The organism is Curtobacterium sp. MCPF17_002, from assembly GCF_003234115.2.
Taxonomy (GTDB): Bacteria; Actinomycetota; Actinomycetes; order Actinomycetales; family Microbacteriaceae; genus Curtobacterium.
In genome coordinates, this window is record NZ_CP126251.1 from 1,824,793 (window position 1) to 1,838,200 (window position 13,408).

15 protein-coding genes and 1 pseudogene are annotated in these 13,408 nt (G+C 71.0%); 11 read left to right on the forward strand and 5 right to left on the reverse strand.

Annotation, left to right across the window (positions count from 1 at the left end; all coding sequences use genetic code 11):
- Positions 1-3 precede the first annotated feature (3 nt).
- The 5 genes and pseudogenes from DEJ28_RS18065 to DEJ28_RS08565 form a co-directional block, all read right to left on the reverse strand.
- Positions 4-177: pseudogene (locus DEJ28_RS18065) on the reverse strand (hypothetical protein); the annotation flags it as partial.
- A 637-nt stretch (positions 178-814) separates the two neighbouring features.
- Entirely contained in the window at positions 815-1,183 is a 369-nt protein-coding gene (fliW, locus tag DEJ28_RS08550) for a flagellar assembly protein FliW (RefSeq protein WP_111115539.1), read from the reverse strand.
- Entirely contained in the window at positions 1,180-2,061 is an 882-nt protein-coding gene (gene flgL / locus DEJ28_RS08555) for a flagellar hook-associated protein FlgL (RefSeq protein ID WP_111115538.1), read from the reverse strand. The genes fliW and flgL overlap by 4 nt, the downstream gene beginning before the upstream one ends.
- Before the next feature lie 2 nt (positions 2,062-2,063).
- Complete coding sequence (flgK, locus tag DEJ28_RS08560; RefSeq protein ID WP_111115537.1) at positions 2,064-3,485, reverse strand: flagellar hook-associated protein FlgK; 1,422 nt, start codon at positions 3,483-3,485, stop codon at positions 2,064-2,066.
- Positions 3,486-3,487: 2 nt separating this feature from the next.
- Positions 3,488-3,973, reverse strand: coding sequence for a flagellar protein FlgN (locus DEJ28_RS08565; protein ID WP_111115536.1), 486 nt, complete (start codon positions 3,971-3,973; stop codon positions 3,488-3,490).
- Between the two features lie 420 nt (positions 3,974-4,393).
- Between DEJ28_RS08565 and DEJ28_RS08570 the strand changes: the two genes are divergently transcribed.
- The 11 genes from DEJ28_RS08570 (at position 4,394) to DEJ28_RS08620 (ending at position 13,391) form a co-directional block, all read left to right on the forward strand.
- Positions 4,394-5,209: a sigma-70 family RNA polymerase sigma factor gene (locus tag DEJ28_RS08570; RefSeq protein WP_111115535.1), complete on the forward strand. Its 816-nt coding sequence runs from the start codon at positions 4,394-4,396 to the stop codon at positions 5,207-5,209.
- Between the two features lie 117 nt (positions 5,210-5,326).
- Positions 5,327-6,172 (forward strand): flagellin N-terminal helical domain-containing protein, encoded by an 846-nt coding sequence (locus DEJ28_RS08575; RefSeq protein WP_181433703.1) that lies wholly within the window; start codon positions 5,327-5,329, stop codon positions 6,170-6,172.
- Positions 6,173-6,265: 93 nt separating this feature from the next.
- Positions 6,266-7,663 (forward strand): flagellar filament capping protein FliD, encoded by a 1,398-nt coding sequence (fliD, locus tag DEJ28_RS08580; RefSeq protein ID WP_111115533.1) that lies wholly within the window; start codon positions 6,266-6,268, stop codon positions 7,661-7,663.
- Between the two features lie 11 nt (positions 7,664-7,674).
- Complete coding sequence (gene fliS / locus DEJ28_RS08585) at positions 7,675-8,151, forward strand: flagellar export chaperone FliS (protein WP_111115532.1); 477 nt, start codon at positions 7,675-7,677, stop codon at positions 8,149-8,151.
- Between the two features lie 37 nt (positions 8,152-8,188).
- The gene (locus tag DEJ28_RS08590) at positions 8,189-8,452 is read left to right on the forward strand and encodes a hypothetical protein (protein WP_146248847.1); all 264 of its coding nucleotides are present in this window, start codon (positions 8,189-8,191) and stop codon (positions 8,450-8,452) included.
- Between the two features lie 403 nt (positions 8,453-8,855).
- Positions 8,856-9,200: a flagellar basal body rod protein FlgB gene (locus DEJ28_RS08595; protein ID WP_111115530.1), complete on the forward strand. Its 345-nt coding sequence runs from the start codon at positions 8,856-8,858 to the stop codon at positions 9,198-9,200.
- Positions 9,197-9,592 carry a flagellar basal body rod protein FlgC gene (locus DEJ28_RS08600; RefSeq protein WP_258368047.1) on the forward strand — a complete coding sequence of 132 codons (396 nt, stop codon included), beginning with the start codon at positions 9,197-9,199 and terminating at the stop codon, positions 9,590-9,592. Before DEJ28_RS08595 ends, DEJ28_RS08600 begins: the two co-directional genes overlap by 4 nt.
- Positions 9,592-9,933, forward strand: a complete 342-nt coding sequence (gene fliE / locus DEJ28_RS08605) for a flagellar hook-basal body complex protein FliE (protein ID WP_181433702.1) — start codon at positions 9,592-9,594, stop codon at positions 9,931-9,933. Before DEJ28_RS08600 ends, fliE begins: the two co-directional genes overlap by 1 nt.
- Entirely contained in the window at positions 9,933-11,609 is a 1,677-nt protein-coding gene (gene fliF, locus DEJ28_RS08610; protein WP_111115529.1) for a flagellar basal-body MS-ring/collar protein FliF, read from the forward strand. The genes fliE and fliF overlap by 1 nt, the downstream gene beginning before the upstream one ends.
- Positions 11,610-11,728: 119 nt before the next feature.
- Complete coding sequence (gene fliG / locus DEJ28_RS08615; protein WP_111115584.1) at positions 11,729-12,727, forward strand: flagellar motor switch protein FliG; 999 nt, start codon at positions 11,729-11,731, stop codon at positions 12,725-12,727.
- Positions 12,720-13,391 carry a FliH/SctL family protein gene (locus tag DEJ28_RS08620; RefSeq protein WP_111115528.1) on the forward strand — a complete coding sequence of 224 codons (672 nt, stop codon included), beginning with the start codon at positions 12,720-12,722 and terminating at the stop codon, positions 13,389-13,391. Before fliG ends, DEJ28_RS08620 begins: the two co-directional genes overlap by 8 nt.
- Positions 13,392-13,408 lie beyond the last annotated feature (17 nt).

A 13,408-nucleotide genomic window follows, 5' to 3' on the forward strand; every position in this document is an offset into this window, starting at 1 on the left:
GGGCAGCGCACCGAGCAGCGGCCGACTCGCTGCGACGTCGACGACGGTCCGGCCAGGGGTCGTGGTTGCGGTCCCTCGATGGCGGAGTACGGCGGTCGGTGGTCGATTTCCGACTCCGTGACGGACGAACCACGCGGTGACCCTCGTGTGCGTGGTCGTCGGATCGGCGACGTGCACCTTCGACGGCCAGGTCCCGACGAAGGGCAGCCCGAGCACCGCACACGCGGACTCGTGACAGAGGACGTCTTGAGGGCGCATCCGGGTTGCCGACGCTCGGACGAGAACGGCATGGCGCTCGTTCGGGTGGAGACCGTCCAACGACCCGGGTTCGACGAGTACGCCGGGCCGGATCCGTTCGAGCTGACCACGACGGGCCGCGCGCTCGAGTGCTCGCCGCTCGGCACCGGGGAGTCCCGTTGTTCGGATGAGACGGATGTCTTCTGCTCTGGTCACGGCCTCAGCGTCGTGGAGCGGACTCGTTGGCGACGCTCCGACAGCTGATCAGTGCACAACTCGCGTCGGCGTCTGTCCTGTGGAGGAAGCGTGTCGCTCGATGCACGTGCCACTTGCGACAAAGCACCCGTCGAACGTCAGGTGGGATGTCGATCGATGTCCGTGGAACTTCTGCGTGTGCATGGTTCGACGTTCCACCCGTCGAACGACGCGTGGGACGTCGAAGTATGCGTGTGCAAGTTTCGACGGGCGGCACGGGCGGGGACGGGCGGCAGGGACGGGGACCGCCGGCGCGACCGGCGACATCGCCCCGCCGCGCACGCCGCGTCGACCGCGTCGACCGCGGCCGCCCGGCGCGCGCTCAGCGCCGGGCGAGCTCCGCGCGCAGCGGCAGGTCCTGGTCCTCCAGGATGAGCTGGGCACCGACGGCGGTCCGGGCGTTCACGACGATCGGCGCGAGCAGGTTCACCGTCGTGCCGGACGCCCCGGGGTTGGCGACGACGAGGAGCATCGCGTCCGCGGGGTCGGTCAGCGCCAGTCCGGCGGCCTGCTCGTCGGTCAGCTCGGGCGCGTACGAGGGCAGGTGCACCGACGCGTCGAGCACGTACAGCCGTGCGTCGTCGCCGACCAGCGTGAACAGGCCGTCGGCACCGTCGACCGGGGTCAGTGTGAAGACGGGGGCGGGGGAGAGGCCGAAGGGCGGGACGGCGAAGGTCAGGTCGATGCTCATCGGAGGTAGTCCATCAGGGTCGGCTGCAGGACCTTCGCGGTGACGGCGAGGGCTGCCTGGTAGTTGGTCTGCTGCACCTGCAGGTCGAGGACGGCCTTCGCGAGGTCCTTGTCCTCGATGCCGGCGCGTCGGTTCTCGAGCGAGACGGTGGCGGTCTTCAGCGAGTCCTGGGCGGCCAGGGCGGTCGCGTGGCGGACGCCGACGTCGGCCTGGGCGCCGCGGACGGTGTCGATCGCGGCGTCGACGTCGGTGATCTTGGCGTTCACGTTCACCCCGTTCTGCAGGTCGCTGACGATGGAGTCGATCATCGAGAAGACCGACGAGCCGCCCGAGCCGAAGACGTCGGCGCCGGAGGTGTCCACCCGGACGGTGGTGCCGTCGCCGATGCGGCGGGTGACGTCCGTGCCCGACGGTGCCCAGCCGGTCGCCGGGTCGTAGGGGGTGGCCGAGGTCGAGGAACCGGCGAACACCGAGCGGGTGCCGTAGGTGCTGTTCGCGCGAGACTCGAGGTCGGTCTTCAGCGCCTGGAACTGCGTGATGAACGCGTCACGGTCGGTGTCGCTCATCGTGCCGGTGTTCGCGGCCTGGACGGCGAGGTCGCGCACGCTGCCGAGCACCGAGTACACGCTCGACAGGGCGCTGTCGGTCGTGGCGAGCCAGCCGACGGCGTCGTTCGCGTTCCGCGTGTACTGCGCGGCGGCCGCCTGCTCCTTGCGGACCTGCATCGACGACACCGTGCCGACGGGGTCGTCGGAGGGGCGCTGGATGTTCTTGAGCGTGGTGGCCTGCTCGGTGAGCTGGGCGAGCTTCGCGGCGCCGGCCTGCAGCCGCGCCGTGGCGGCTGTCATCGACATCTGGGTGGTCACACGGGTGATCACGGTCAGCCCCTCCCGACGAGTCCGACGCGGTTGATGAGTGTGTCGAGCATCTCGTCGACCGCGGTCAGGACGCGCGCCGCGCCCTGGTACGCGTGCTGGTAGCTCAGCAGGTTCACGTTCTCCTCGTCGAGGTCGACCCCGGCACTGGACTGCTGCTGCGACCGCGCGTTGGTCAGGGCGAGTCCGGTGAGCGTCGATTCCGACGCAGCGGACCTGGAGGCAGTGCCCACCCCCGCCACGAACGTCGCCCAGGACCGGTCGGCACCGTCGGACGCCGTGCCGAGTCGCGAGAGCGCGTCCGTGAACGAGTCGTCGAGCTGGCCCGACGCGTTCCGCGTCGCCAGACCGCTGCCGTCCGTCGGGACGACCGTCAGCGCCTGCGCCGCCGGGACGCCGGCGGTGAGTGCGAAGAACGGGTTCCCCGTGGTGCCGGAGGGGGTGGTGCCGGTGGCGTGCACCGCGTTGACCGCGGTCGCGAGCTTCGTCGCGACCTGGTCGTAGGAGACCGAGGCCTCGGCGAGTGCGCCGCCGGTGCCGTTCGCGGTCGCCGGTGCCAGGAGCGACAGGTTGCCGCCGATCGACCCGCCGGACATCGACACCGCGCCGGCGGTCCCGGAGGTCCACTTCAGCGTGACGGGCGCGCCGTCGGCGAGCCGCGCGCCGCCACCGAGCGCGACGGAACGCGCGTCGGAGCCCTGCACGATGGCGTTGCCGCCGATGAGGACGTCGACCGTGCCGTCGGTGTTCGCGCGGACCGTGCCGCCGGCGAGCGAGGCGATCTGCTCGGTGAGCTGGTCCCGCTGGTCGACGAGCTCGTTCGCGTTCCCGCCGGACGCCAGCGCGGTGCGGATCCGGCCGTTGAGGTCGGCGACCTGCGTGGCGGCGGCGTTGAGCTGCTGCACCTGACCCTGCACGGTCGCGTGGACCGAGGACCACTGCGCATCGACCGCCTTCGAGCCGCTCGCGAGTGCACCGGCGACGGTCTTCGCGGCACCGATCACCGCGCTCGCGGCTCCCGGGTCGTCGGGGTGCGTGGACAGTTCGCTCCACGACGACCAGAACGCGTCGAGCTTCGCGGAGAGGCCGTCGTCACCGGGCTCGTTGAGACCGGTCTCGAGCGCGGAGAGCGCCGCGGCACGGGCATCGGCGTACGACGAGGACCCGGAGGCCACTCGGACGCCGGCGTCGAGGGTGAGGGAACCGAGACGGGCGATCCCGTCGACCGAGACACCCTGGCCGGCGAGGGCCGCGGTGCCGCGCATGAAGCCGGTCTGCGCCGCCGGGATCGACGACTGCGTCACGCGCTGCCGGGTGTACCCGGCGGTTCCGGCGTTGGCGATGTTCTGGCCGGTGACCTCGATGCCGGCGCGGGCTGCGGCGAGACCGGAGTACGCGGTGGCGAGGGAGCCGAAGGTGCTGACCACGGTTACAGGGTCCCCTCGAAGAGTCGGGCGCCGTCCGAGCCGGAGCCGGAGCTGCCGGTGGCGTCGTAGGTGGAGGCGTTCGTGACCGAACCCGCGAGGGTCTCCTCGGTCGCCTGCGCGGCGGTGCGGAGGAAGCGGTCGTTCTCGTCGCGGAGCGAGCCGATCTGCGTGGTCAGCTCGACCATGGCGGTGAGGTGCGCGGCGAGGATCTCGCCCCAGGGGCCGTTGGGTGCGGCGGCGACGACCTCGCGCAGGGGAGCGTCGGCGGGGACGCCCCACTCCTCGGCGACCTCGGCGCTCGACGCGGCGCGCTCGAGGCCGGCGCTGCGGAGGCGCTCGAGGACCTGCTCGACCTCGCGGCTGGCGTGCGAGACCCAGCGGGAGCGGCCCGCGGCGAGCAGCAGCTGCTCCTCCTCGAGCTTGAAGGTGAGCAGCTCGAGCAGTTCGCGTTCGCGCCAGAGCACGGCGGACAGTTCGTTCACGCTCATCAGCTCCTCCCGTGGGGGTGTGTCGGTCATCCTGTGGACACCGGGACCTATCGGTAGGTCACCACCGGCCGTAAGCACGCAGACGCCGGACCGACGGGACGGGGACGAGCCGCGCCTCCAGGACGGGGGTCAAGAACGCTCGTTCCCCTCCCGGTGTCCCCCAAAATGACGACCGGGAAAGCGCCCCTGCACCCCCGCACTGGGGACGGATGTACACCCGTTCAGGGCTTTGCCAGCCGATACATTCGAAGCGCACCGCGGGACTGGTCACGACCGGCCCCGCAACCGCGTCACAGGGGCGCGGAACGCACCATCCGGAGGGACCCGGGTGGTTCTTCGGCGTACACACCGGCCATCCGAGGCCGGCGTCAGCCGTGCCCACGGACGGGTCAGTCATGTCGGGATGACCAGGGGAACAACATGGACCGCAACGAACGCAACGCGATGATCGTCGAGCACCTGCCGCTCGTGGGGTACATCGTCGCCGACGTCCGAGCACGCGCCACGCACCTCGACCGCGACGACCTCGCCGCCGTCGGGTCCCTCGCACTCGTCGCCGCGGCGGACGCGTTCGACCCCGACCTCGGCGTCCCGTTCGGCGCCTACGCCCGCACCCGGATCAACGGAGCCATCGCCGACGACATGCGCTCGGCCGACTGGGCCTCCCGCGGGACCCGGAAGCGGATCCGCGAGACCCTCGCCACGCAGGAGGCGCTGTCCGCCCGACTCGGCCGCAGCGTCCGCGTCGAGGAGATCGCCGACGCGATGGGCGTCGACCGACAGACCGCCGCCGGTGCGATGAGCGACGCCGCCCGCACCGTCAGCCCCATCGACGAGACCGTGCACGACACGCTCGCCGCCGACATGCCCCTGCCGGGCGAGGACCTGCTCGAGGCGGAAAAGCGCCGGTACCTGCGCGCCGCCGTGCACGCGCTGCCGGACCGGATGCGGTTCATCGTCGAGAACGTCTACTTCGGTGACCGGTCCGTGACCGAGGTCGCCGCCGAACTCGGGATCACGCACTCCGCGGTGTCGCAGCAGCGCTCCGAGGCGATGCGCCTGCTCCGCGACGGACTCGCAGCGCACTACGGCGACGAGGGCGTGGCCGTCGAACCCGCATCGCGCACCACCGCAGCACGACGGAGCGCCTACCTCGCACGGGTCGCCGCGAACGCCGCAGCCGGCGTCGCGCGGGCCGTGCACGACGTCGCCACCCCCGTGGTCGCGGCGAGCTGAGCCGCGGCGAAGATTTTTCGTCGAACCCCTAACGGCTCCGGCCAACCGGTCGAGAGTCACCCATGTCAGCCCACGGACGGGCCGACGCAAGACCCAGATTTCACGGAGGAAACCACCATGGGTATGTCCATCAACACCAACCTCTCGGCACTCAACACGTACCGGAACCTCAACTCGACGCAGAACGACCTGTCGAAGTCCCTCGAGAAGCTCTCGTCGGGTCTCCGCATCAACCGTGCTGCCGACGACGCGGCCGGTCTGTCGATCTCCGAGGGGCTGAAGTCCCAGGTCGGTGGCCTCACGGTCGCCGCCCGCAACGCACAGGACGGCATCTCCGTCGTGCAGACCGCTGAAGGTGGCCTCACCGAGACCCACTCGATCCTCCAGCGCATGCGCGACCTGGCCGTCCAGGCCGGTAACGACTCGAACAACGCCGACTCGCGTACCGCGATCACCACCGAGGTCGGCGAGCTCTCCAAGGAGCTCACCCGCATCTCGCAGTCCACGAACTTCAACGGCATCAACCTGCTCGACGGCTCCGCCGGCGCAGCGGGCGACGGCAAGCTGGTGTTCCAGGTCGGCGCGAACGCGGGTGCCTCGAGCCAGATCGACGTGGACCTCTCGGGCGCGAACGTCGCGACCGTGGCGACGGCTGTCAGCGCGCTGACCTTCGACAACGCCACGGACGCGCAGGCCGCGATCACCGCGATCGACGCGCAGATCAAGAACGTCTCGACCGCTCGTTCGAACATCGGTGCTGTCCAGAACCGCTTCGACCACGCCATCAACGTGACGAACGTGGCCAAGGAGAACCTCACCGCTGCCGGTTCGCGGATCACCGACGTCGACATGGCGGAGGAGATGGTCAAGTACACGCGCGACAACATCCTCAGCCAGGCCGGCACGTCGATGCTCGCGCAGGCGAACCAGAGCACGCAGGGCGTGCTCTCGCTCCTGCGCTAGCAGTCCTGACGCCGCTGTCCGGGATCGTTCAGGTACCCCGGGCAGCGGCGTCGTCCGCATCCGACCTCCACCACCGACGGCAGGGAGCCCTCGATGTCGTCCGTGTCATCGGCCAGCAGCCTCGCGATCGACGGCCTCGTCAGCGGTCTCAAGACCACCGACCTCATCAACTCGCTGATGAGCGTCGAGGGCGTGCCGCAGACGCTGCTCAAGAACAAGCTCACGAGCACCAACTCGTTCATCTCGTCACTGCAGACGATCAACAGCCTGGTGCAGACCCTCGCCTCGAAGGCGAAGGACGCCGCGAAGGCGACCTCGCTCGACGTGTTCACCCCCACCAGCTCGTCGTCCGGCGTCACCGCCGTCACCGGGGCGAACGCCAGCGCCGGGTCGATCACCTTCACGGTCGGCTCCACCGCCTCGGCACAGGTCGGCGTCACCGCCGCGATGGCCACATGGGCCGCCGACGCGCAGCCGATCACGCTCGTCGGAGCCGACGGCACCAAGACGACCGTCACACCCGCGTCCGGCTCGCTCGATGACACGGTGTCCGCGATCAACAAGTCCGGCGCCGGCGTCACCGCGACGAAGGTCGCCGCCGGCACCGACACCGACGGCACGAAGCTCTACCGCCTGCAGCTCACCTCGGCGAAGACCGGAGCAGCGGGCGCCTTCGAGGTCTACCGGGGCACCGCCGACCAGGTCACCGCGGGCACGGCGACGAACGTCCTCACCGAGATCGGCGCGGCCACGGTCGCACAGGCGAAGGACGCCAGCGTCACCCTCTGGGCCGGCACCGCCGCCGAACAGACCGTGACGAGCACCACGAACACGTTCACCGACCTCGTGCCGGGACTCAGCGTCACGGTGTCGAAGGCATCCGCCGACGCGGTGACCGTCGGGGTCGCACAGGACACCACCAAGGCCCAGGCCGTGGCGTCCGGACTGGTCGACGCGATGAACGCGATCAGCGCCTACTACAAGACGAACACCGCGGTGACGAGCACGACGAGTGCGACGAGCGGCACCACCACCACGACCGCCGGTGTGCTCATGGGCGACGGGACCACCCGCGACGTCGTCCAACGCCTCTCCAGCACGATGTCCGCACCGGTGGGCGGCAAGTCGCCGTCGAGCATCGGCATCGTCATCACGAAGGACGGCGACTTCACCTTCGACGCCGACGTGTTCCAGAAGGCCCTCGCGACCGACCCGCAGGGGACCCAGGCCATGCTCGCAGGCGTCGCCGCCAACGTCGGCGCCACCGCCACCGCGGCGTCCGACAAGTACGACGGCTCGATCACGACGTCGATCACCGGGCAGCAGTCCGTCGCGAAGGACCTCAACACCCAGATCGACAGCTGGACCGACCGGCTCACCGCTCGTCGCGCGTCCCTGCAGACGCTCTACGCGTCGCTCGAGACGAGCCTCAGCAAACTCCAGTCCCAGTCGAGCTGGCTCGCCAGCCAGCTCGCGACCACCACGAGCTGACGGGAACGACCGTGAACGCCTTCGACTTCCAGGCCGCCGCCTTCCGGCAGGCCGCGCAGCCCCGCAGCGTCACCGACCAGCGGCGCGCCCAGTACACCAACGAGGCCGTGCTCTCCGCGACGCCGGCGCAGCTCGTCACGATGCTCTACGACCGGTTGCTGCTCGACCTGCACCGCGCCGAGGCCGCCCAGAACACCGCCGACTGGGAGGCCGCCCGCGAGCAGCTCCTGCACGCCCAGGCGATCGTCGGCGAGCTGTCCTCCACCCTGCGCATCGACGCGTGGGACGGCGGCGAGGGCCTCATGGCGATCTACAACTACGCCTCGACGTCGCTCATCACCGCGAACGTGCACCGCGACGTGCAGGCCACCCGGGACTGCATCCGGATCCTCGAGCCGCTCCGTCAGTCGTGGCACGAGGCCGCGGCGTCGCTGCCGGCGGTCACGTCGACGCAGCGTCCGGCTGGCGGTGCGCTCGGTGTCGCCTGAGACCTCCGCGTCGAACGACACGGACGACACTGGCTGGGTGGCGGTGCTCGACCAGTTGGAGCGCGACGCCGCACCGACGGCCGGTCCCGTGACGGGTTCGGAGTGGTCGGAGCCGACCGGGCTGGGGCCGATGCCGCGCGAGCTGGTGGGGCGTGCCTCCAGGCTGCTCGCCGCGCAGCGGGACCGGATCGCGGACCTGGAGACGGGCCGTCGTGTGGCGGCCGGCCACATGGGTGCGCTCCGGGCGGTGGACGCGACTCGGGAGCCGCGCGGGTCCGTGTACCTCGACGCGTCGGCCTGACGCGCGGGCGCTGCCGCCGCCCCGGTCGCAACATGCACACGCATGAGGCGACACAGCACCTGGTGATCGACGGGTGTTTCGTCGCTCGATGCGCACGCACGCGATGCATGTGCATGTTTCGACGTTCCACTCGGTGATCGACGGGTGGGATGTCGGAACATGCGCACGCAGCGAGCGGAGCCGCACGACGACGCCCGCGCGCCCCACGACGACGCCCCGGCGCACGCAGCGAGCGGAGTGGCACGACGCACCGCCCCCCCGTTCGGGGCGAGCGCTAACGACCCCCACGGCCCGGCCGACAGCGCCCCACGAGCACGGATCGCTCACCAGTTCGGCCACGGATCGGCCACCGCCAATCGGCGACATCGACAGGGGATGTCGCACACCGAGGGGACGGTCCGCCGTGTTCGATTCCGTGACGTCAGCAGCACTGCAGAGTGCGCTCGACGGGCTCTCCATGCGCCAGCGCGTGATCGCGAACAACGTCGCGAACATCAACACGCCGAACTACCACGCCGAGAAGGTCCAGTTCGAGGACGCCCTCGCGAAGTCGATCGTCGACGGCAGCGGCAGCACCACGCCGACCGTCGCACGGAGCCTCGAGCCGACGAACACGAACGGGAACAACGTCAACCTCGACGAGGAGACGCTCTCCAACGTCGACACCGTGCTCCGCTACCAGTTCGCGACGCAGGCGATGAACTCCGAGCTCACCAGCGTCCGTGCGGCGATGCGGACGAACTCGTGACGACCTTCGACGCGATCGGCATCGCGAGCACCGGCATGACCGTGCACCGCAAGTGGCTCGACGCGGTGTCGGACAACATCGCGAACGTCAACACGGTGAAGTCGATGGACGACACCGCCTTCCAGGCCCGCTACGTCGAGGTCCAGGAGGGCAACGGCGTCTCCGGCGCCTACGTCAAGGGCGCCGCGTTCGGCAGCGCCGCCGGCCGGGTGACCTACGACCCGGACAACCCGCTCGCGAACGAGGAAGGGTACGTCCGCATGCCGGACATCGACCTCGGCACGCAGATGGCGGACCTCATCATGGCCCAGCGCGGCTACCAGGCGAACGCCGCCGTGGTGGACCGTGCGAAGACCGCCTACGAGGCGGCACTGCAGATCGGGAAGAACTGATGCCCATCGACGCCGTCAACGGTGTGACCACCAACGCGATGACGAACGCGCTCACGAACGTGTCCGGCACGTCGAGCGACGTCGGCACGAGCGGGACGAGCGCGACGAGCGCCACGGACGGCAGCGGGTTCGCCGCCTCCCTCGGCAACGCCGTCGACGGGCTGCAGCAGCTGCAGAGCGACTCGAAGACCCTCGCGCTCAAGGCCGTCACCGGCAACCTCGACGACATCCACGACGCGACCATCGCCTCCACCCGTGCGCAGGTCACCCTCGAGCTCGTCGCCGCCGTCCGCAACAAGGGCGTCGACGCCTTCAACGAGATCATGAGGATGCAGGCCTGATGCCCGTCGCCGTCAAGGACCTCTTCGGTCGTCTCGCCGCCTACGTCAAGGGCTTCAGCGCCGCCCAGCGGACCATCGCGATCCTCGTCATCGCCGCGCTCGTGCTCGGCGGCATCGCCCTCGCGAGCTGGCTCGGCAAGGCGTCGTACGCGCCGCTGTTCACCGGCCTGGCCGCCACGGACGCGAGCTCCATCACCGACCAGCTGCAGACCGACGGTGTGCCCTTCCAGCTCACCGACGGCGGCGCGACGATCCTCGTACCGCAGGCGCAGGTGTACTCGGAGCGTCTCAAGGCCGCGTCGAACGGCCTGCCGTCGTCGAACGAGGGCGGCTACTCGCTGCTCGACAAGATGGGCGTGACGAGCTCCGAGTTCCAGCAGGACGTCACGTACAAGCGGGCGATGGAGGGCGAGCTCGCCAAGACCATCGGCGCGATGGACGGCGTGCAGACCGCCACCGTGCAGCTCGCGATCCCGGAGAAGACCGTGTTCGTGTCGAAGGAGAAGGACCCGACCGCGTCGGTCTTCATCGCGACGAAGAACGGCTCCGAGCTGAGCACCGACCAGGTCCAGGCGATCGTGCACCTCACGAGCGCGGCGGTCGAGGGCATGCAGCCCACCGACGTCTCCGTGGTCGACTCGAAGGGCCAGACGCTCTCCGCCGTCGGCACCGGCGCGACCGGCAGCGGCGCCGACCAGGCTGCCGACTACGACGCCGCGACGAGCAAGAAGGTGCAGGACCTCCTCGACACCACGCTCGGCGTCGGGAACGCCACGGTCGTGGTGTCCGGCACGATGAACCAGAACTCGGGCACGCGCACGTCGGAGTCGTACACGACCCCGACGACCGGCCCGGTGGCGCTCAACGAGTCGTCGTCGACGGAGCAGTACGGCTCGGGTTCCGGCGCCGCGGGCTCGGGTGCGACCGGCGTGCTCGGCCCGGACAACATCGCGGTGCCGAACGGGACCGCGAGCGGCAGCGCCTCCGGCGACGACGGCTACACGAACGAGTCCGCGACGAAGAACAACGCGGTCGACCACACCACCGAGACGACGCAGCTGCCGGCCGGTGGTCTCGACCGGCAGACGATCTCCGTCGCCCTCAACTCCAAGGCAGGTGCTGTGCAGAACGCGAACCTGCAGAGCATCAACGACCTGGTGGCAGCGGCTGCCGGTGTCGACACCGCCCGCGGCGACCAGGTCCGCGTCGCGATGATGGACTTCGACACGAGCGCCGCCGACCGTGCGACGAAGGCGCTCGAGGAACAGCAGAAGGCCGACCAGCAGCAGTCGCTGTGGTCGGCGATCCGCACCGCGGGCATCGTCCTCGGCAGCCTGCTGGCGCTCATCGCGATCATGGTCTTCCTGGTCCGCCGCAGCCGCAAGCAGGAGCGGGAGGCCGTCGACCTCGGCGAGCTCGACGCCTTCGGCGGCGAGACGTTCCAGCTGCCGCTCGCCGTCGACGGCGCCGACGACCGGAGCGCGCTCCGCGCCGGGGACGCCCCGACCGTGGCGCTGCCGGCCATCCCGCACGACGACGCGCCCACCGAGATCCTCACCACCGAGGAGATCACGGCCGAGCGCCGACGCCAGGACATTTCCGCCCTGGCCGAGCGTGACCCGAAGCGCACGGCCGAGCTCCTCCGCGGGCTCCTCGACGACCGGGCACCGGTGTGAGCGCGCTGACGAGCGGGCCCGGCGGCACGGCCGAGCCCAACGGCATCGGCCACGCGGCGGCCGGATCCGGCAGCTCCGGCAGCACGGGCAGCAACCGCGGGGGCGCCCCCGACCGTGCGCTGAGCGGCGCCCAGAAGGTCGCACTCATCCTCATGCAGATGGAGACCGAGCGCGCCGCCGAGGTGATGAAGCAGTTCACCGAGCTCGAGGCCGAGGAGATCTCCGCCGAGATCGTCCGGATGCGCCGCGTCGAGGACACCGTCGTCGACCGCACCCTCACCGAGTTCCACCGGATGACCCTGAGCGGCCGCCTGCAGAAGCGCGGCGGCAAGGAGACCGCGCTCGGCCTGCTCGAGGCGTCGTTCGGCGCCGAGCGTGCCGCGGGCGTGATGGACCGTCTCGCGTCGAACCTCGCCGGGCAGTCGTTCGACTTCCTCGACGACGCCGAGCCCGGCCAGGTCATCACCCTGCTCGAGGGGGAGCTGCCACAGACCATCGCGCTCGTCCTCGCGCACCTGGGGCCGGCACAGGCCAGCGCCGTGCTCGCGGGCGTCGACGAGCGCGTCCGGACCGACGTCGCGCAGGCGTTCGCCACGATGGGCAGCGCGACCCCGGAGGCGGTCGGGATCGTCGCCGGCGTGCTCCGGCAGCGGGCCGGCGCGGTGGTGTCCCCGCGCGAGAGCCTCGAGGTCGTCGGCGGCATCGCACCCCTGGTCGAGATCATCAACCGCTCGGACGTCGCCACCGAGAAGGCCGTCCTCGACGGTCTCGAGGCGCGCGACCCCGAGCTCGCCGAGGACATCCGCTCACGGATGCTCACCTTCGAGGACATCGTCAAGCTCGAGGCCCGCGACATCCAGCAGGTCCTCCGCGGCATCGACTCGAAGCTCCTCGCGACCGCTATGAAGGGCGCGGCCGGCCCGGTCGTCGAGACCATCCGCGCGAACGTCTCCGAGCGGAACCGCGAGCTCCTCGACGACGAGCTGCAGGCCATGGGCCCGGTCCGGGTCTCGCAGGTCGAGGAGGCCCGCGCCGAGGTCGTCCGCTCCGTGCGCGAGCTCGAGGCGCAGGGCGTCATCACGGTCCACCGCGCCGAGGAGGACGAGCTCGTTGACTGACACCACCCTCGCCGCCGGCACCGTGCAGCGCGTCGCGTTCCCCGTGCTCGGGGACGCGGCCGGGCGCGAGCGTGCCGCCAGCGCCGACGTCCGCGGGCACGCGGCCGGGTACGCCGCCGGCCTCCGCGCCGCGCAGGCCGAGACCGACGCCCTGCGCGTCCAGCTCGCGGCCGAGCACGCCGCCCGCCTCGCGTCGATGCAGGCGGACACCGCGCGTCGCATCGCGGTGCTCGACGCGGCCACGACCGCGATGCTGTCGCAGGTGACGCCGGTCCTGGAAGCCGCGGAGCAGTCCGTCGCGGCTGCCGCCGTCGACCTGGCCGAAGCCGTCGTCGGGTACGCGATCCGTTCCTCCAGGCAGTCCGGAACGGCGGCAGCGGATCCGTCGGACGCATCGGCGGGCCTGGAGGCGCGTGACGCGTCCGGCGCGGAGGCCACCGTCCTGCGGGCGCTCGCCTCCATCGATCGTGTGGTCCCCGTCGCGGTCCGGCTGAGCGTCGGCGACGCGGCCCGTGTGTCCGGTCTCGACCTGCCCGTCCCGGTGGTCGCGGACCCGACGCTGTCGGACGGCGACGCCGTCGTCGACCTGCCGGACGGCCTGCTCGACGCACGCATCGCGACCGCGCTCGACCGTGCCCGCACCGCGCTGGGGGTCGCCTCGTGACGACCACCGTGCTCGGG